This window comes from Desulfocapsa sulfexigens DSM 10523 (assembly GCF_000341395.1).
Classification (GTDB): Bacteria; Desulfobacterota; Desulfobulbia; order Desulfobulbales; family Desulfocapsaceae; genus Desulfocapsa; species Desulfocapsa sulfexigens.
This window is the reverse complement of sequence record NC_020304.1, coordinates 2,847,591-2,866,666: the sequence shown is the minus strand read 5'-3', so window position 1 is coordinate 2,866,666 and position 19,076 is coordinate 2,847,591. Positions and strand designations below refer to the sequence as shown.

The following is a 19,076-nucleotide window of genomic DNA, read 5'->3' as shown; positions in this document are numbered from 1 at the left end:
ACTGTCCCCTTTTATCTAAATCAAGAACCAAAACGCTTCATAACGACAACACCATTGGTTCCACCAAAGCCAAAAGAATTGGAAATAGCAGCTCTAATTTCCATCTTTCTTGCGATATGCGGAACGTAGTCCAGATCACATTCAATGCTCGGACTATCCAGGTTAATAGTGGGTGGAGCAATCTGATCCTTAATAGTCATGGCAAGGAACGCAGCCTCAAGACCACCAGCTGCGCCAAGAGCATGTCCGGTCATTGATTTTGTTGAACTAATGGCAAGTTTTGCAGCATGGTCACCGAAAACACTTTTGATAGCAGCAGTTTCACAACGATCATTCAAAGGAGTAGACGTTCCATGGGCATTAATATAATCAATATCAGATGGCAATAAACCAGCATCCTGGAGTGCCATTTCCATACAGCGAGCTGCACCGTTGCCATCTTCAGGAGGAGCAGCGATGTGATATGCATCACTGGATGCTCCTGCACCAACCATTTCTGCATAAATATCAGCACCTCTGGCAAGTGCATGCTCCAATTCCTCAAGAACAATCATGCCTGCACCTTCAGCAATCAAAAAACCATCACGATCTTTATCAAAAGGACGTGAAGCCTTGGTAGGGTCATCGTTTCTCGTCGATAAAGCTTTCATAGCTGAGAACCCACCAACCCCAAGTGGACAAATAACAGACTCAGTCCCACCGGTTACCACAATATCAGTAGTTCCATAAACAATGGACCTGAAAGCTTCTCCAACTGCATGAGTCCCTGCAGCACAGGCTGTGGACAATGACAGGTTAGGGCCTTTGGCGCCTATCTGCATAGATATATGCCCGGATGGCATATTAGGGATCGCCATTGGGATAAAGAATGGTGATATCCTTTTTGAACCGCGATCAAGATAAACGCTGTGGTTCTTCTCAATCGTCCCAAGCCCCCCCATGCCACAGCCGGTTATCACCCCAACCCTGTTGCAATTACCTGGAGTAATATTCACGCCGCTGTCTTCAATGGCAGAACGAGCAGCAACGATGCCATATTGAACAAAAAGATCAAGATGTTTGGAACTTTTTGTATCAAAATGATCCAGGGTCTCAAAATCGGACACCTCAGCAGCTATCTGCGAGGCAAACCCGGAGGCATCGAAACGAGTAATCGGACCTATACCACTTTCCCCGTTAAGAAGCTTTTTCCAGGTCTTATCCCTTCCAGTTCCTAAAGGAGTTACCAAACCAATGCCTGTTACAACTACTCTGCGCTTAGCCATTGTATTCCTCTTGAGTTCCAGGAAGCACCAAGCACCCCGGAAAAAAATTATTTCAAGTTGTTTACAAAATCAATAGCATTCTGGACAGTAGCGATTTTTTCGGCTTCCTCGTCGGGAATTTCGACGTCAAATTCTTCTTCCATTGCCATAATCAGTTCAACAAGATCGAGGGAATCGGCCCCAAGGTCATCAACAAATGATGCACCGGGAACCACTTTATCTTTATCAACACTCAACTGCTCAACGATAATATCAACCATCTGTTGTTCAATTGCCATTTTTTGCTCCTGTATGTTTTTTACTATTTTTTATGAATCCCGAATTTTTCGGGTATTCGGTCACAGACACCACTATTAACAAACTCAGAGGAAACTGTAAATCACATATACATTCCACCATTCACATGAATTGTATTTCCTGTGACATACGCCCCATCATCACTGACAAGATACGCAACTGCTCCAGCAACATCTTGAGGACTGCCAAGACTTGCCAGGGGAATTTGATTTTTAATTTTTTCCTGTATTGCTTCAGGGAGGTCACGGGTCATATCGGTACTGATATACCCGGGGGCAACCGCATTAACCGTAATATTCCGTCCAGCAAACTCACGTGCCATTGATTTAGTCAGACCTTGCATTCCAGCCTTGGCTGCTGCATAGTTAACCTGTCCGGCATTTCCGGCAAAACCTATGACTGAAGAAATATTGACAATCCGTCCCCATCTTTTTTTCATCATGGAACGTGCCGCTGCCTTTGAACAGATAAAAGAACCTTTAAGATTGATATCAAGAACGGCGTCCCAATCTTCTTCTTTCATTCTGGCCATCAAGCCATCCCGGGTAATCCCTGCATTATTTACAAGTATATCGAGAGACCCGGCTTCTTTTATTAAACTTTGTATTGCATCCTGAGCCTGGGTACTCTCCCCAACATTAAACGCAAGGATATCAGCGCTCCCTCCTGCGTCAATGATAATTTTTCGGGTTTCACTGGCAGCGTCGGGATTGGACACATAGTTTATATACACATGGGCTCCCATGGCAGCAAGACGAATACAGATCGCACGACCAATTCCTCTGCTCCCACCGGTGACCAATGCATTTTTCCCCTTCAGACTCATGATTTTCGATGTTCCTCAATTTTACTGATAAGTTTAGGTAAAACCTCAAACAGATCACCCACTATGCCAAAGTCAGCAACGTTAAATATCGGAGCATTCTCATCACGATTAATAGCAACAATAGTCTCAGATGATTGCATTCCGGCAACATGCTGAATTGCCCCGGAAATACCACAGGCAATATACAACTTGGGAGCAACTGTTTTCCCGGTCTGCCCAACCTGGTGAGGATATCCTATCCATCCGGCATCAACAACTGCACGGCTTGCAGAAACAGAACCATCGAGACTTCTGGCGAGTTCACGGATAAGGGTAAAGCCTTTCTCAGTATCAAGTCCTCGTCCACCCCCGACCAGAATATCAGATTCCTGAATATTGACATCATCAGAATCAGAGACAACGGATTCCAACACCCTGACTTTTGACTTGAGCATGGCTGGAGCAAGATCTATATCTATAATCTCACCACTACGACTTGGATCAAACTCAAGCTGTTTCATCACATTGGGCCGTACAGTGGACATCTGTGGTCTCGAGCCTGGGCATTCAATGGTTGCCATGATGTTGCCTCCAAAGGCTGGCCGTGTCTGCAGCAACGCACCGTCACCAGCGCGTATTGCCAGTTGAGTACAGTCCGCAGTAAGCCCGGCCCCAAGAGCATTTGCAACACCTGGAAAAAATGAACGACCAATAGCAGTGGCACCTGCAAGAACTACTTCCGGTTTTTTCTTACGTATTAATTCTGTAAGAATGGCCCCATATGCTTCATCGGTAAAATAGTGGAGCGCAGGATCATCTGCACGATAGACAATATCAGCGCCGTGGCCGATTAACTTTTCAGCGCTGTCACCTGTTTCGGAACCAATCAACACTGCAACCAATTTGACACCTCTGGCATCAGCAAGTGTTCGACCGACACCCAGAAGTTCCAAGGCAACAGTTGCTAAATTACCACCCCTGAATTCACAGTAAACCCAGATGCCGCTCCAGCTTTCCAGATCCATCTGAACACTTTTTTCAGCACCCTCTATCGTTAAGGCGTCAAACTCACAACTCTCTACACAGGCTCCACAAAGAGTACAGGCATCACCGACAACGGCTATACCATCAACAACTTCAATGGCCCCAAAAGCACAATTAGCTTCACAGACACCACAACCGGTACACCGTTCTTTATCAACAATCAGCATAGTTTTCTCTTTCTCCAGTCTCTTTATAGGTAGACAGCCAGTCTTTCAACCAGTTGTTCAACCTGGTCATCAATGGAACCGGTCAAAAGAGCTCTCTCTCCACGCGGAGGTGGCGGGAACACATCAACAACCTGAGTCGGTGATCCTGCTAAACCAATTTTTTTCGGATCAGCACCGACATCTGCGGCAGACAGGACGAGGATTTCCGCCTTTTTCGCTTTCATCTTGCCCTTCAATGAAGGCACACGTGGAGTATTAATATCCTTCACAACGGTAAGTAGAACAGGATAGTCAACGGCCAACACATCATACCCATCATCCATCATCCGTTCCATAACAAGCTCTGTATCCGTTGCCTCACGAATTTTCTGAATACAGGTAACAAATGGAATGTCGAGTTGAATGGCAAGGCCTGGTCCAACCTGAGCAGTATCACCATCTATCGCCTGCTTTCCGCAGAGGATCAGATCAAAGTCACCAATCTTTTGAACCGCCTTAGCAAGGGTGTAAGAAGTAGCCCAGGTATCGGCCCCTGCAAATGCTCGATCGGAGACCAGTACTGCATGATCAGCACCACAGGAAATAGCCTGTCTAAGAACCTCTTCAGCCTGGGGCGGTCCCATGCTCAACACAGTTACAGTACCACCAAGTTTTTCTTTCAGGTGGACTGCTTCCTCAACAGCGTGCTGATCATAGGGATTCATAATGGACTGAACCCCTTCTCTTGCCAGCGTATTAGTCACCGGATCAAGACGTACATCCTTGGCATCCGGCACCTGTTTGATACAGACAACAATCTTCATAGTAGTTAACTCTGTTTGCTATTTACGCGAGTATTCCTTATTTAGTTCCTGACCAATCACATTACGCTGTACCTGATTTGTTCCTTCATAAATCTGGAGAATCTTGGCATCACGCATCATTTTCTCAACAGGATATTCACGCATATAACCATAGCCTCCCATAACCTGTACAGCATCGGTACTCACCTTCATAGCCATATCGGTCGCCATGACTTTGCACATGGAGGAAACTTTTGACATATCCTTGGGGTGCGCATCAATATGCTTGGCGGATGCATAGACAAGTGCTCTTGAAGCCTCCAACTGAATGGCCATATCTGCCAGAATATGCTGAATCGCCTGGAATCCAATAATAGGTTTATCAAACTGAATTCTCTGTTTGGCATAGGATGTTGCCTCATCAATGCAAGCCTGTCCAATACCAAGTCCAAGTGCTGCAATACCTGGACGGGATGAATCAAGAGTCTTCATCACGGTGATAAACCCGGTTCCCAAACGCCCAATAAGTCTGTCTTTGGGAATTCTGCAATCTTTAAAAATCAATTCCGTGGTGGACGAGGCACGAATCCCCATCTTTTTTTCTTTAGGCCCACAGGTAAAGCCAGGATCACCTTCCTCCACAACAAACATCGAAGCACCACGGGCACCTTTTGACCTGTCAGTGATAGCTACAACTGTATATATCTGGGCTTCACCACCATTAGTAATCCACTGTTTGGTTCCATTAATAACCCACTCATCACCATCCAGGGTTGCAGTGGTCTGGATTCCAGAGGCATCTGACCCGGCATTGGCCTCCGTAAGGCCAAATGCTGCGAATTTCTTACCAGCGGCAACTGAGGGAAGATACTTTTGTTTCATTTCCTCAGATCCAGAAATCATAATTGGATAAATTCCAAGGGCGCTTGCTGCAAAAGCAGTTGCGACACCTATACAGCCACGACCGAGCTGTTCCAGAGCTAAGACAATATCGAAACATCCTCCACCAAAACCACCATACTCTTCAGGAATCGGCACCCCGAAAAGATCTGCCTGTCCCATACTTTCGAGAATCTCACGAGGAAACTCATCTTTTTCATCAAGCTCTGCACGCTTTGGAATGATCTGCTCGTCTGTTATCTGCCTGGCAATATCCACAATCATGCTTTGTTCTTCTGTAAGAAAATAATCCATCGTCTCTCCTCTTTACCACCTAATCAAAGATGCTCCCCATGTAAACCCACCACCGAAGGAACAAACTAAAAGCAAATCACCACGTTTCAAACGTCCTTCACGATTTGCCTCGTCAAGAGCAATCGGGATGGAAGCCGCTGATGTATTACCATATTTCTGCACGTTTATGAACACTTTTTCTTTTTTTATACCAAGGCGGGAGACCAGTTTTTTCAGTATTCTGATGTTTGCCTGATGAGGAATCATTACGTCTATGGCGTCAAGATCTATCTGTTCCCGTACAAGCAGATTTTCTATTGCACCCTGCATGGCCTTGACGGCATATTTAAAAACTTCCCTTCCCTCCATCAGGATATGAGCCCCAGGATTGTCAGCTTGCTCAATTTCTGGATTACAAGAGGGAGCAGTGTGCATATAAAGAAGATTCCAGAGCGTACCGTCGGAAAAAAGGCTTGATGCAACAATACCACGATTTTCATCTTGATACTCAAGGACTACGGCACCAGCACCATCGCCAAACAAAATACAGGTATTTCTGTCTTTCCAGTTTGTTCGACTTGACAGCGTCTCTGTTCCAATTATGAGAATTTTTTGCTGCCGCTCAACACGGAGATGTTTGTCACCGTTATCAAGTGCAAAAAGAAAACCGGAACAAGCTGCATTCACATCATAGGCATAAGCCTTTTGGGCACCAAGTTCCTTTTGAACAAAACATGCACAGGAGGGCATAAGCATATGTGAACTCATGGTTGCAACAATTATGAGATCAATATCATCTGCTGTGACCTTGGCCATATCCATGGCCTTTTTTGCTGCCGACGTTGCAAGTTGAAAAGTATTTTCACCTTTGCCGCTGATACGTCGAGTCGAGATACCGGTTCGACTCACAATCCACTCATCACTGGTCTCAACCAATTGTTCAAGATCATGATTCGAAACAACCCGTTCAGGGAGGCAAGAACCGGTCCCAAGAATAACCGCACCCATTATTTCTTCTCCGCCAAAGGTTCAGGATGTTCGGCAAGGCTCGCTACAATTTTTTCGTTTACCTTTATCTCAACAATTTTGGCAGCTTCAAGAATTGCATTTTTAATGGCAACCGCGTTAGATTTTCCATGACAGATAATTCCAGTCCCATTTATCCCAAGCAGTGGTGCTCCACCGTACTCAGCATAATCCATACGCTTTTTAAATTTCAGGAAAACGGGTTTTGCAAGAAAATAACCGAACTTAGCCTTCATGGAGTTCATGATACCTTCACGTAGCGTCTCGGTGGCAGCTTCAATAAGGCCTTCACTGACTTTCAGACAAACATTTCCTACAAAGCCATCGCAAACAATCACGTCGACATTACCCTGGAAGATATCCCGCCCTTCGACATTGCCAATGAAATTCAGGGAACTGTTAGCAAGTAAAGTATGGGTTTCTTTTACAAGGATATTCCCCTTCCCTGTTTCCGCACCTATACTTAAAATCCCCACTCGAGGAGACTTGATTTCAAAAACACGGGAAAAAGCGGCAGCCATGAGGGCGAATTGAAACAAATGATGCGGCCGACAGTCCACATTGGCACCAACATCCATCATCACTACAGGTTTCTTGAGGGTGGGAAAAGCGCTGGCTATACCAGGGCGGGACACATTCTCTATGCGCCCGAGCTTACGAATGGCTGCAGCCATGGTGGCACCAGAATTTCCAGCACTGACTGCAGCATCAGCTTCACCTTTCTTTACTAGATCAAAGGCAAGCATAACAGAAGAGTTTTTCTTTTTCCTGATGGCATCGACTGGGGACTCTCCCATCTCAACCATTTCGGAAGTGTGTACGACCTGTAATCTGGAAAGGACATCATCGGCCGGAGCCATCCGATCAAGACAGGCCTGAATGGCAATCTCATCCCCGACCAGAGTCAGCTTTAGATCAGATTCTTCTAAAGCCTGTATTGCCCCGGCTATCTGCTCATCAGGTCCATGGTCACCCCCCATGGCATCCAAGGCAATGCGCATGATATACAGCCTACTCTATTTCGGCATCCAGACTATAAACGGAACGACCCTTATACATACCACAACTTGGGCAGATGCGATGGGGCATTTTAGCCTCACCACATTCTGAACACTTGTTGAGTCCTGGTGCGGTCAAAGCATCGTGGGATCTTCTTTTTCTAGTACGGGAACGGGAATGTCTTCTTTTGGGCAGAGCCATGATATATCCTCCAATAATACAATGCCGCATCAGCGACACGAATTGTCTAATTTTTCTGTAATTTTTTTAATATAGCAAAAGGAGAATCTTCATTAGTCTCCTTACACTTGCATTGCTTTTCATTCAAATTGATCCCACAACGATCACATAAGCCCTTACATGTATCACTACATAAACAAGTAGTTGGCAGGGCTAGTAACAGCTGTTCTCTCAGGATATCTCCACTTTCAACAACGGACTCCTTGAGATATACAACATCACAGTCTTCTTCGCCAAAGCCATACTCAGCTGCCATTTGTGGTTCTTCTTCTACTCGCAGCTGATAAGAAAACTCCTGCTCAAAGTTAAGTTCAACCGTATTGGTACAGCGATCACAACATGTGACAACGGCAGCGATAAGACTGCCATCCAGACTGTATATGTTTCCCTCCCGTTGACTAACCAGAAACTTGGCAACTACTTCAGCATTCAATTCAGGTTCAATATCTGAAAATTGAATCAATTCTTTCACAGTAAGACTGTTTTTCTTTGCAGCACTATCGGCAAGTAGAATTTCCATTTTTCCTCAGCAACTCACAATATCAAACGTGCAAACGAAACTGACGAAAATACCCAATTTTCACAAGAATGGCGAGAAAAAAATTTTATTCTTGTAAATGATTACAAAACCGAAGGAATTACCATGAAAACACGAACTACAAAATGCGAGCTAGACGCTCCGAGGTCTTTTCAAGACGGAGACTGACAATAGAAAGTAGATACTGGAGGATTGCATTCGCAACTTCCGGAAATGCTTCCTGGAATTTTACAAAATTATTTTTTGTGAGGCACAAAAGCTTACTGTCCTGAATTGCCGTCACTCGGGTACTTCGCTTATGCTGCTGCAAAATAGCGCATTCGCCCACGATAGCTCCTGGGTCGATCAAGGCGATCACCTGGGTCTTTTCTAAGAAGCCAGTATATTTATGAACAGCAAGATGCCCCTCTATTAAAAAAAACAATTCCTCAGCAGGATCATTATAATTAAAAAGGATGTCACCACCCACTACTTTTTTCTCAGTGAATAGAGAGACAAGCTCATGGGAAGCATTTTCGTCCGAGAGGCCAATACGGGTCAGGAACCTTTCCACTAGTTGCTTTCCTCTTTTTCAAAAGTCTCATTTTTTTCTTCAAGTATTTTCACCAATCCGGCAAATTTATCCTTCCTTAGAATTGATTTAAACTGTTCACTGTAATTACGGAGAAAACTGACCCCTTCTATATTAAGGTCATAGACCAGCCAATCACTGCCGCTTTGAAGCATCACGTAACTTACCGAAAAAGGTGCGGTATCACTGCTCTTTACAATGGTTGCAACAGCAGCCCTGTTTCCTTTTATCCTTTCATCCTGATAGACTATCTCCTGCCCGGAGTACCCTTCAAGTTTTCCGATATAGGCATTTTCAAGAAGCTTAGTGAAAAGTTCTTCAAAATACTGGCGCTCTTCCTGACTCAGATCTCTCCAGGTCGCTCCCAGAGCACGTTTAGACATCTCGGTGAAATCAAACCCCCTGGTTGCAATAGCCATCACCTTTTCACGTCTCACCTTCTTGTGGTCAACACCTGCAAGGTTCGGATCACGAATAACATCAATCACCCCTTCAAGGGTGGGTCTTAAAGAATCCGTGGGACTGGAAGAGGCCACAGCAACATGGGCGCAAAAGATAACAAAATATACCAGAAGAAACACCAATCGCTTTCTAATCATAAACACACTCACTCAAAGATTGATTTTACAACTCATTATCACTTCTGCGTTGCATTGGGTTGTCGTCAATTTTTTTCCTGCGATATTCAAGATAGACCTGTCTCATGGAAACATAAGGATCCAATGAATATTTTTTCAAATCTTCGTATACTTCAGGATTGAGAGACAGCAGATTAACCCTGCTCCCCGCGTAATACCCGGCACTCACATAGAGTTCATCTATATAATACACCATGGGGTGGGTGTAAGCATCTGCGGTAAACCCCACCAGGTCACGGACGTTCGATGGCCCAATGATCGGCACACAGAGATAAACACCTTCGCCAACCCCCCAGTATCCAAGGGTTTGACCAAAATCCTCTTCTCTGGGTGCAAGACCGAAGTCAAGCATGGCAGGATCACCAAAGCCAAAAACGCCCAGTGTGGAGTTAATCAAAAAACGGGATATCTCAACCCCTGCATCCTTAATTTTCAACTGGAGGAGATTGTTCACCAGACGAATAGGCGCAGCAAGATTATTCACAAAATTTCCAATAGAAAAACGTATATCCCAGGGTAAGATAGCGGTGTAAGCAGTATTCAATGGACTCAGAAACCAGTAATAGAGCTTATCATTAAACTCGAAAAAGACCCTATTCATAGGCTCAAGCGGATCATAATAAATCTGTTCTACGACTTTTTCCTCATCGAAAAAATCATCATTCAGGAGCATATCCATTTTATCAACCGGCACCTCGTCATCTTCAATGACTACATCCTGAAAAGCTACAGCACTACCTTTCTGGGAACAGCCAAAACTGCAGCACAAGAGTAGCAATAGAGTAAAAAGAATTATAATTTTAGGGTACAATAGAGTTTTCATACATTAAGAAGAAGATGAAGTTTATTTCACATCACCAAAGGCGAATTTACTGATCAGAGATTCAATATCTACTGCAGACTCTGTGTCAGTAAGAATATCACCATCTTTAAAAGATTCTTCATCTCCGCCAAGGCTCAGAGCAATAAACTTATCACCGATAAGCCCCTGGGATTTGACTGAAGCCATGGAGTCGGTGGCGAGTTCAACATCTTTTGAGAGTTTCAAGGCTATATTAGCCACACCGGTACCATCAAGCCAGATTTTGTCGACCTGGCCTACAACCACACCTGCCACCTGCACAGAAGCACCTTTTTTCACACCTGATATGTTGTCAAACTGAGCAACTATAGTATAGTTTTTACTATCACTGAAGAGAGAAACTTCGCCAAGCTGCAGAGCCAGATACCCAAATGCTGTAAAGCCTGCAATCATAAAAAGACCTACCAAAAATTCTACGCTGTTTTTCATTGTTCCACCAAATGACTCTGATAAATTTCACCCATTGTGGTTTCCACAAATTTACGAATATGGGGTTTACTGGACCATTGTATCGCTTCAGGAGAGGGAAAAGCCTCCACTTCCCCGTTATGGAGAACGATCACCTGATCAGCGAGATTGAAAACTTTGGGAATATCATGGCTTACAATAACAGATGTGTAGCCAATCTGTTCCTGAGTTTTTGCAAACAGCTGATAAATCTCCTGAGTCATCACCGGATCAAGACCTGTGGTTGGCTCGTCAAAGAGCATAATCTCAGGTTTCAGCTGTAGAGCCCTTGCCAGCCCAGCTCTTTTCTTCATACCACCGCTGAGCTGCGCCGGAAACTTGTTCTCGTGACCGAGCAACTCGAGCTGCTCAAGACTGGACAACACCTGTTTTTTTATGTCACTGTCGGTTTTATTTGTTCTCTCCTTAAGTGGGAGAGCAACATTTTCAAAAACGGTCATGGAATCGAAAAGCGCAGACCCTTGGAACAAGACACCAAATCTAGTGCGCAATTCCTTAAGCTTACCTCCTCGAATTCCGGTTATTTCATCACCTCCGACAAATATATGCCCACTGTCTTCCTGCATGAGACCAAGAATAAGTTTCAAGGTGACACTTTTCCCCTGTCCACTACCCCCTGCGATAACAGTTGTTTTACCAGCTGGAATTGAAAAACTCACATTATCGAGAATAACCTGCCTACTGCCGTTATCGCGAACAAAGGCTTTTGCAACCTCTTTAAATTCTATGCTAATATCATTCATATCAGGATGGCCGTGAGCAGATAATCGAAAACAAGAACAGATATTGAAGAAAGGACAACAGCCTGTGTGGTAACTTTTGACACACTACGGGCCCCAAATCCTGCTCCCTTGATCTGATGAACAAAAAACCCTCGGCCAGAGCAGATCCAGACAATCAGCACTGCAAAAACAAATGACTTCACAGTACCGAGCATAATATCATGGTTCGTCACACTACGCTGCATCCCATCAAAAAAGCTACCCGGATTGACTCCCATCAGTTGGACCCCAGCCACATAGCCTCCAGCTATCCCGACAACATCGAACAGGACAGTCAACAACGGAACGGAAATAAAGGCAGCAAGAAGTTTAGGGGAAATAAGATAGCGGAAAGGATCAACAGCCATACAGTCAAGTGCATCGATCTGTTCGGAAATACGCATAATGCCAAGCTCTGCGCACATGGCTGATCCTGCACGACCGGTCACCATAAGGGCGGTAAGTACCGGACCAAGCTCCATTATAAGAGTGAGTGACACAGCCGAGCCAAGCATTCCTTCAGCGCCAAATTTGTGTAATGAGTAATAGCCCTGCAATCCAAGAACCATTCCGGTTGAAGCAGCGGTGAAGAAGATTACGACAAGAGAGCCGACACCAATAAAATTGAGCTGACGCATCAACTCCGAGAAACGAAATGGCACCCTGAAACAACCCTGAATTATCTGGAGCAGATATAAGCCCATACGCCCCATATCTGTGACCACAACAAGTCCGGTACTTCCAAATCGAGATATGACATTTAGTTGCATAAGCGTTACAGCATGTGGTTTTCGGTTTCAGGAGACAATGATAAAGAAATGAGCGTCTATCATTATAATCTTTTGCAGCCCTATGATAAAATCTGTAACTAAGAATGTCAATGGCCGAGAATAATTCCGATCTTTTAAAAGAACTTCTTTTATTTAGAAAACAAGCACATCTGCACCCTTGACTCGAAATATACTAAAAAACACAAATCAGTTTTTTCTAGGATCAAAGGTTTCCCGCAGCGCTTCTCCGATAAAAATCAGAAGAACAAGCGTTCCGACCAGGACAAGGAAAGTTGAAAGAGAGAGCCACCAGGCATCAATATTGGCTTTGCCCTGGGCCAAAAGTTCTCCAAGTGATGGTGTCGATGGGGGAACGCCAAGTCCAAGAAAATCCAAGCTGGTAAGAGCAAGAATTGAAGCAGACATCCTGAATGGCAAAAAAGTAATAACCGGAGTCATGCCATTTGGAAGCAGATGACGATACATAATGGTCACGTTCGAAACACCAAGAGCTCTGGCCGCCTTCACATATTCCATATTCCTGCCTTTTAAAAATTCGGCACGAACGTAATCGGAAAGTCCCATCCAGCTGAATAGCGAGAGTAGCACAAGTAATAACATAACGCTTGGTTTGAAAATTGAAGCAAAAATAATAAGCAGATAGAGCTCAGGCATCGCCCCCCATATTTCTATAAACCTTTGGAAGAACAGATCCACCCTGCCACCGAAAAAACCCTGCACTGCGCCGGTAATAATTCCGACAAGCGTTCCTACTGTAGTGAGGGCAAAACCAAATAAAATGCTCAGACGAAAGCCATAAAGAAGTCGCGCAAAGACATCCCTCCCACGATCATCAGTGCCAAGAATGTTTTCGTCTGTTGGCGGAGAAGGAACAGGACCATCAATGTTGAAATTTATACTCTGATAGCTGTGACTGTTGAACGGGAAATAAACACTATTGCCATCGGTTGTAAGTTTTTCGTAAATATAGGGATCAAGGTAGTCAGTCTCGGTTTCAAAATCACCTCCAAAAGTGGTTTCCGGATACTCAACCAGCAATGGAAAATAGAGATGTCCCTCATATCGTACCAGAAGCGGAACATCATTTGATATGGCTTCTGCAAAGAGGCTTATCACAAAAAAGAAGGCAAAGACAATAAGGCTGTAGAAGCCCCTTCGGTTACGGCAGAATCTTCGCCACCTCCTGCGGGAGAGACTGATCGACTTCTCCACACCCTGATTTTCAATCGGTTCTGTCAAAACTGATCCTCGGGTCAACCACTACATAACTCAGATCCGAAAGCAATCTGGAAAAAAGACCGATAATAGTAAAAAAATAAAGGGTTCCCAACACCACCGGGTAGTCACGATTCAACACTGACTGATAGGCAAGGAGCCCCATACCATCGAGTGAAAAAATCGTCTCAATAAGCAGACTGCCTGTGAAAAACGCGGCGATAAAGTACCCTGGAAATCCTGTAATAATAGGGATGATTCCATTCCTGAATACGTGTTTATACAACACCTGCTGCTCACTTAACCCCTTGGCCCGCGCCGTTAAAACATACTGTTTACGGATTTCTTCAAGAAAGGAATTCTTAGTGAGCATTGTCATTACAGCAAGACTGCCAACAGCACCTGACGTAATGGGAAGGACCATATGCCAAAGATAATCAAGAATTTTCTGCACCATACCCATGTCAGCCCAACCGTCGGAAACAATCCCTCGCAGGGGAAAAATATTCCAGAATGAGCCACCGCCAAAGAGAACTATTAAAACGATTGCAAGGACAAAACCAGGTATTGCATATCCTATCAGAATTGCGGTTGATGTCAGCATGTCAAATCGGGAACCGTCACGGACCGCCTTACTGATACCAAGTGGAATACAAACTCCGTAAACAATAACAAAGCTCCAGAGTCCAAGTGACATGGATACGGGCATTCTGGAAATCACCAGATCAGCTACAGACTGGTGATAGTAATAGGAGTTTCCAAAATCAAACACGAGATAATTTTTCATCATGTTCACAAAACGGGTAGCTGGAGGCTGGTCAAAACCATACAACTCTTTGAGTTGCGCTAGCCGTACGTCATCAAGTCCAGAATCACCACGATAAACGGAGGTACTTCCGGCAACCTCTCCCCCATTTCCGAGTCCCTCCATCTGAGCCAGTAACTGTTCCACCGGGCCACCGGGCACAAACTGGGTCACAACAAAAGTGAGAAGCATCACTCCGAAAAGAGTCGGGATCATCAGCCCTATACGTTTTAAAATATAAAAAATCAAAATTACCGTTTAATCCTTGTATTTTCTCGATCTATATGGCTAGTTGCGAATATAAATTTTAGCGTGCAATATACTCCATTCCTATGTGACAATATCAAATGATTACAACACCAGAAGCTCTAGAAGCCCTTATAAAACGGGCCCAGGAAACAAACGCAGTAGCCCTTGATACAGAATTCGTATGGGAAAAGACCTATTATCCCAAGCTTGGGCTTATTCAGCTGGCACTTTCCAATGAGGAATGTTTCCTCATCGATCCCTGCGCTTTAGACGATCTTTCCCCATTAGGAGAATTACTCGCTGACAGATCAGTTGTCAAAATATTTCACGATGCCCCTCAAGATCTTACGATCCTGCGTACTGCAACTGGCAAAGATCCCAAAAATATTTTTGACACCAGATTAGCGGCCGGATTTGCAGGGTTCACCTCTACACTTTCCCTCGGAGCCCTGATCGAATTACTTCTTGATATCAAACTTGAAAAAACCGAGACACGTACCAATTGGCTCAAGCGGCCATTGAACTCAAAGCAGACATTATATGCAATGGATGATGTCCGATACCTGCGAGCTGTACGTGTTCTCCTGCTTGCCCGCGTCCTCCCTGAAACGCTCCCCTGGCTGGAAGAAGAACTGCAAAGACTAGACAACCCGGCAAGCTACCTTGGTGTCACAGATGAAGAACGTTACACAAAGATAAAGGGAGCAGGAGGTCTTGAGGCACAGTCTCTGGCAATACTTCAGGAGTTAGCCGCCTGGCGAGAAGCGGAGGCGAGACACAGAAATCGTCCGCGCGGTCACATCATAAAAGATACCGTGCTTCTCTCTATAGCCAGAGAACGACTGACAAGTCCCGACACCTTAGAACAATGCGAAGGAATATCTGTAAAAAGTGTCAAAACCTACGGAGACACCCTGATTCAACTTGTAAATAAAGGGTTGCAACGGCCTACAGAAGAGTGCCCTCCCCTCCTGTCTGTCCCCAAACTGAGTACCAAAGAAAAAAAAGCGCTCACCGGTCTGCAGGACTATATTACCCTGAAAAGCGATGTCAGCGGCATAGACCCTGCCCTCCTTGGTAACAAAAGTGAGCTTTTGCAATGCATACGACACAGCTCAACCTCCACCTCACGCCAGAAAATCGGGTGGAGGCGGAGATTTCTTGCCGAAATGGAATCGGAATAATCTTTTCTTAACACAATGAATTTTTACTTTGCGGGTGCCATCCGCGGTGGTCGTGATGACGCTGAAATATACCGTAATATAATAGAGTTTCTTCAGTCACGGGGGACGGTTCTTACTGAACATGTTGGAGATGAGACACTCCTGCAGGAAGAGCAGTCTCTCTCCGAAAAAGAAATATACGCTCGCGATATGCGATGGCTTGAAGAGGCCGACCTGCTCATAGCTGAGGTCTCCACACCATCACTCGGTGTTGGCTACGAGCTTGCTGTTGCTGAAAAGCTCAACATCCCCTGCCTCTGCCTGTTTCGTAACAATAAAAACAATTCCCTGTCCGCCATGATTGCCGGCAATTCTTTTTTCAAAGTGATAGTATACACAAGTCTGAAGGAAGTGGAAAAATACATTTCTCATTCCCTCCAGAAATTCTTTGACAGCAAAAGTCAGATCAACCCTTTTTCATAGTTTAGCAGAATGGTGCCTGGAATAGTTCTATCTTCAGCATAGGCCATCATAATCTCCTGCCCTCCTGGAGTTGCCAGCCCAGTTCCCCGTAGGTCCAAGACAAAATTACAACATCCCATTTCCTGGAGCTCTGAAATCAAACCAATGAGAGAAAAGGCTTTGTCTGCCTGAGTAATGGTCAGCCCCCTATTCACTGTGAGATGTAACTTCTCGCCCCTGTCATTCTTCAGGAAAACTCCATTTTTTTCTTCTACAGGAAGGGCAATACGGGAGGTGAAAAGATCCACCGGGCTATAAACTGTCACCAACTGTTTTCCCAAGGTCTTTCCCTGCAGCAAGGAACTCAGATTCTCCCTGTCATCCTCGATGGACAGGGAAAAACATCGTCCACCAAGTTCCTCAATCGCGTCTATCGCCTGACTATTTAATGCATAAAGCCACGGCCCGGCGATAAAGTACCCATCCCTCACACTTCTAACCAGTTCAAAATGAGACAGGTTGTTGAATCGAAAGCCTGAAAAACCTTCAACAACCGCCCTATCTACCAGTTGTTGAAGGTTTGACCACTCATCATCGAAAATCACGGACGGGAGATCCCAAAACAATCGTTTTTTTTCTTCACCCAGAGACAAAGGTACCTTTAAAGCCGCTTCAAGGAATTCAGTGCGTAACGGAAAAATAAATTTCAGGTCAGGATGGTCTTTTACCACATGGAGATCATCCTGCTGGTCCGTAACAATATATAACTGGCTGCTTGCAGGTTTGTTCTGAAGGTTTCCTGGAACACAAAGATCACTCTGAACAACACATAATCGTTGATTCGCATCTTTCCTGTGTCTTTTTTTTAGGATCCCATCAAGCATTGCATAGAAATCGCGTCGTATTTCCTTTAACCGACTCGGTTTTATAACTACTGATGGTAAATCTTTTGCTTTAAGGTTTTCCAATACCAGTTCAGGATGTCCCGTCTGAGAGAAGATTTTTAATAGCGTCTCTTTTTTTAAGGGTGATCTATTGGCAGGAACCATATCCACAGGATATACCTTCACCACTTCATTGCCGTTACAATCAGCCATGACCGTGAAAATAGAATCCGCTTCATTGCATTGAATACACAGATTAATGCTCCGGGCCGGAACAGGTGCTGTTTTTATTTTTCTCAAACATGCTTCCTCACTCATGGTAAATGACTGACCACTGACAAGCATAAAAACCAGATCCCCGACGCTCACTCTTCCTTTAGTTATGATCTTAGGAAGGGTTATGGAAACAAAACTATCCTTTTCTGCAACGCTGGAGGATTTGTTTTTAAGAAACAAAGTCCTAACAGTAAATCCCTGTCCGGCTCTGTCATTTCCTGGCTGAATACGCAGTCTGTCACCTATTTGAATACGGCCAGATGTTTTAAATGAAACAGTATCCCCATGAAGTCGCTCGACCCGGCCAATAATTCTACCAATCCCTCCTTTGCGAGCAGGCATAAGGATTTCAGCACTGCCTGGCCCATGGAGAAAACCAGAAGTACTTTTTCTGCCCATTGCCGTTTCCAACTGCTCTTTAGCACGTTTTACAGCATTCTTTTCATCACCAGGGCCAGCATCAATAACGGTCCTATAGGCTGAAACCACAGCAGCCACATACTCGGGACTCTTCATACGACCTTCAATTTTCAGGCTCATCACTCCGGCACTGGCAAGATTGGGAATCAGCTCAATGGCAGAAAGGTCACTGGTTGAAAAATAGAATCCAGAATCATTGTCATGATGATATCTCCTCCTGCATGGCTGAATGCAACGACCTCTATTACCGCTCCTGCCATCAATGTAGGAAGAAAAGAGACAGTGGCCGGAGAGTGAATAGCACAAGGCACCATGAATAAAATGTTCTATTTCAAGATTAGAGTTTTCTGAAATATAGGATATTTCGGCAAGACTCAACTCTCTTGCCAGAACCACCCTTTCAAAGCCCATTTTTTCAAGTATTTTAACACCGGCAAGATTGTGAATGACCATTTGGGTGGATGCATGCAGTGGAATTTTCGGAAAATATTTATGGGCCACCCGATACAGACCAAGATCCTGGATAATCAAACCATCCACACCGAGATATTCCAGTTCACTGAGGACAGATATAAGTTCGCTCAGCTCATCCTCTTTCACCAGGGTGTTCAGAGCCACATAAATCTTTTTATTCAGCTTATGAGCATACCCAGCCAGTCCGACCAATTCCTCCATGGTGAAATTTTTGGCTTTGGCTCTTGCGGAAAATGTTTTCAAGCCACAGAAAACCGCATCGGCACCACTCTCGACTGCAGCGAAAAAAGATTGCAGTGAACCAGCAGGTGCCAATAGTTCCAGTTTACTATAATTTTGTGTTTTTGGTTTCATCGGCATATACAAGCCTTGTGTTTCACTTATGTCAAGGGGGAGGAACACCAATAGAATGTTTTCCTTTTCGGATCAATTGAGACACATCTGCTTTCAACAACCGTTAACAAAAGATTAACACAGGCACGTTAACGTTAAGCAGAGACACATTAACACTTTTTTTATTCTATCAGAAAAACGGCTCCTTACAAATCGGCATTCATTTTGCATGATCACACGGCAGGTTTTGCAGGTGAGCCAATGGTTAAATTTCATTGCATCCCTTTGTCGGCGCAGTATTTGAGCATCGGGGTGTGCCTGAATCAAGACCATTCTGCAGCTATATTTTATCACTTTTTACACGTTAA

The 19,076-nt window shown here is 44.6% G+C and carries 21 protein-coding genes; 2 read left to right on the top strand and 19 right to left on the bottom strand.

The features are described from left to right. Positions 1 to 20: 20 nt before the first annotated feature. The 18 genes from fabF to UWK_RS12660 form a co-directional block, all read right to left on the bottom strand. On the bottom strand, positions 21 to 1,265 hold the full coding sequence (gene fabF, locus UWK_RS12740; RefSeq protein WP_015404793.1) for a beta-ketoacyl-ACP synthase II: 1,245 nt from the start codon (positions 1,263 to 1,265) through the stop codon (positions 21 to 23). Between the two features lie 47 nt (positions 1,266 to 1,312). Continuing rightward, the gene (acpP, locus tag UWK_RS12735; protein ID WP_015404792.1) at positions 1,313 to 1,543 is read right to left on the bottom strand and encodes an acyl carrier protein; all 231 of its coding nucleotides are present in this window, start codon (positions 1,541 to 1,543) and stop codon (positions 1,313 to 1,315) included. Between the two features lie 101 nt (positions 1,544 to 1,644). After that, positions 1,645 to 2,388: a 3-oxoacyl-[acyl-carrier-protein] reductase gene (fabG, locus tag UWK_RS12730; RefSeq protein WP_015404791.1), complete on the bottom strand. Its 744-nt coding sequence runs from the start codon at positions 2,386 to 2,388 to the stop codon at positions 1,645 to 1,647. Further along, on the bottom strand, positions 2,385 to 3,578 hold the full coding sequence (locus tag UWK_RS12725) for an electron transfer flavoprotein subunit alpha (protein ID WP_015404790.1): 1,194 nt from the start codon (positions 3,576 to 3,578) through the stop codon (positions 2,385 to 2,387). The genes fabG and UWK_RS12725 overlap by 4 nt, the downstream gene beginning before the upstream one ends. A gap of 23 nt (positions 3,579 to 3,601) precedes the next feature. Beyond that, the gene (locus tag UWK_RS12720) at positions 3,602 to 4,381 is read right to left on the bottom strand and encodes an electron transfer flavoprotein subunit beta/FixA family protein (RefSeq protein ID WP_015404789.1); all 780 of its coding nucleotides are present in this window, start codon (positions 4,379 to 4,381) and stop codon (positions 3,602 to 3,604) included. An 18-nt stretch (positions 4,382 to 4,399) separates the two neighbouring features. Beyond that, positions 4,400 to 5,554 (bottom strand): acyl-CoA dehydrogenase family protein, encoded by a 1,155-nt coding sequence (locus tag UWK_RS12715; protein WP_015404788.1) that lies wholly within the window; start codon positions 5,552 to 5,554, stop codon positions 4,400 to 4,402. Between the two features lie 12 nt (positions 5,555 to 5,566). Then, on the bottom strand, positions 5,567 to 6,541 hold the full coding sequence (locus tag UWK_RS12710; RefSeq protein ID WP_015404787.1) for a beta-ketoacyl-ACP synthase III: 975 nt from the start codon (positions 6,539 to 6,541) through the stop codon (positions 5,567 to 5,569). Then, positions 6,541 to 7,560 (bottom strand): phosphate acyltransferase PlsX, encoded by a 1,020-nt coding sequence (gene plsX / locus UWK_RS12705; RefSeq protein WP_015404786.1) that lies wholly within the window; start codon positions 7,558 to 7,560, stop codon positions 6,541 to 6,543. The genes UWK_RS12710 and plsX overlap by 1 nt, the downstream gene beginning before the upstream one ends. Positions 7,561 to 7,570: 10 nt before the next feature. Next, entirely contained in the window at positions 7,571 to 7,759 is a 189-nt protein-coding gene (rpmF, locus tag UWK_RS19080) for a 50S ribosomal protein L32 (protein WP_015404785.1), read from the bottom strand. Positions 7,760 to 7,805: 46 nt separating this feature from the next. Continuing rightward, positions 7,806 to 8,318: a YceD family protein gene (locus UWK_RS18620; RefSeq protein ID WP_015404784.1), complete on the bottom strand. Its 513-nt coding sequence runs from the start codon at positions 8,316 to 8,318 to the stop codon at positions 7,806 to 7,808. Positions 8,319 to 8,454: 136 nt separating this feature from the next. Then, the gene (locus UWK_RS12695) at positions 8,455 to 8,889 is read right to left on the bottom strand and encodes a Crp/Fnr family transcriptional regulator (protein ID WP_015404783.1); all 435 of its coding nucleotides are present in this window, start codon (positions 8,887 to 8,889) and stop codon (positions 8,455 to 8,457) included. Next, positions 8,889 to 9,506, bottom strand: a complete 618-nt coding sequence (locus tag UWK_RS12690; RefSeq protein WP_015404782.1) for an MlaC/ttg2D family ABC transporter substrate-binding protein — start codon at positions 9,504 to 9,506, stop codon at positions 8,889 to 8,891. The genes UWK_RS12695 and UWK_RS12690 overlap by 1 nt, the downstream gene beginning before the upstream one ends. A gap of 25 nt (positions 9,507 to 9,531) precedes the next feature. Further along, on the bottom strand, positions 9,532 to 10,356 hold the full coding sequence (locus UWK_RS12685) for an MlaA family lipoprotein (RefSeq protein ID WP_167320749.1): 825 nt from the start codon (positions 10,354 to 10,356) through the stop codon (positions 9,532 to 9,534). 33 nt (positions 10,357 to 10,389) lie between these two features. Then, complete coding sequence (gene mlaD / locus UWK_RS12680) at positions 10,390 to 10,836, bottom strand: outer membrane lipid asymmetry maintenance protein MlaD (RefSeq protein WP_015404780.1); 447 nt, start codon at positions 10,834 to 10,836, stop codon at positions 10,390 to 10,392. Further along, positions 10,833 to 11,618, bottom strand: coding sequence for an ABC transporter ATP-binding protein (locus UWK_RS12675; protein ID WP_015404779.1), 786 nt, complete (start codon positions 11,616 to 11,618; stop codon positions 10,833 to 10,835). The genes mlaD and UWK_RS12675 overlap by 4 nt, the downstream gene beginning before the upstream one ends. Next, positions 11,615 to 12,406, bottom strand: a complete 792-nt coding sequence (locus tag UWK_RS12670; RefSeq protein ID WP_015404778.1) for an MlaE family ABC transporter permease — start codon at positions 12,404 to 12,406, stop codon at positions 11,615 to 11,617. Before UWK_RS12670 ends, UWK_RS12675 begins: the two co-directional genes overlap by 4 nt. 207 nt (positions 12,407 to 12,613) lie before the next feature. Beyond that, complete coding sequence (locus UWK_RS12665) at positions 12,614 to 13,666, bottom strand: ABC transporter permease (RefSeq protein ID WP_015404777.1); 1,053 nt, start codon at positions 13,664 to 13,666, stop codon at positions 12,614 to 12,616. After that, a complete protein-coding gene (locus UWK_RS12660) occupies positions 13,650 to 14,696 on the bottom strand; it encodes a microcin C ABC transporter permease YejB (RefSeq protein WP_041916419.1) in 1,047 nt (348 codons plus the stop codon). The genes UWK_RS12665 and UWK_RS12660 overlap by 17 nt, the downstream gene beginning before the upstream one ends. A 98-nt stretch (positions 14,697 to 14,794) precedes the next feature. Here UWK_RS12660 and rnd point away from each other — a divergent pair, with 98 nt between their 5' ends. Both rnd and UWK_RS12650 read left to right on the top strand, forming a co-directional pair. Further along, positions 14,795 to 15,880, top strand: coding sequence for a ribonuclease D (gene rnd / locus UWK_RS12655; RefSeq protein WP_015404775.1), 1,086 nt, complete (start codon positions 14,795 to 14,797; stop codon positions 15,878 to 15,880). Between the two features lie 15 nt (positions 15,881 to 15,895). Then, positions 15,896 to 16,342, top strand: a complete 447-nt coding sequence (locus tag UWK_RS12650; protein ID WP_015404774.1) for a nucleoside 2-deoxyribosyltransferase — start codon at positions 15,896 to 15,898, stop codon at positions 16,340 to 16,342. Here UWK_RS12650 and UWK_RS12645 read toward each other — a convergent pair. Beyond that, the gene (locus UWK_RS12645; RefSeq protein ID WP_041916977.1) at positions 16,321 to 18,729 is read right to left on the bottom strand and encodes a DUF3656 domain-containing U32 family peptidase; all 2,409 of its coding nucleotides are present in this window, start codon (positions 18,727 to 18,729) and stop codon (positions 16,321 to 16,323) included. The genes UWK_RS12650 and UWK_RS12645 overlap by 22 nt on opposite strands. Between the last annotated feature and the right edge of the window lie 347 nt (positions 18,730 to 19,076).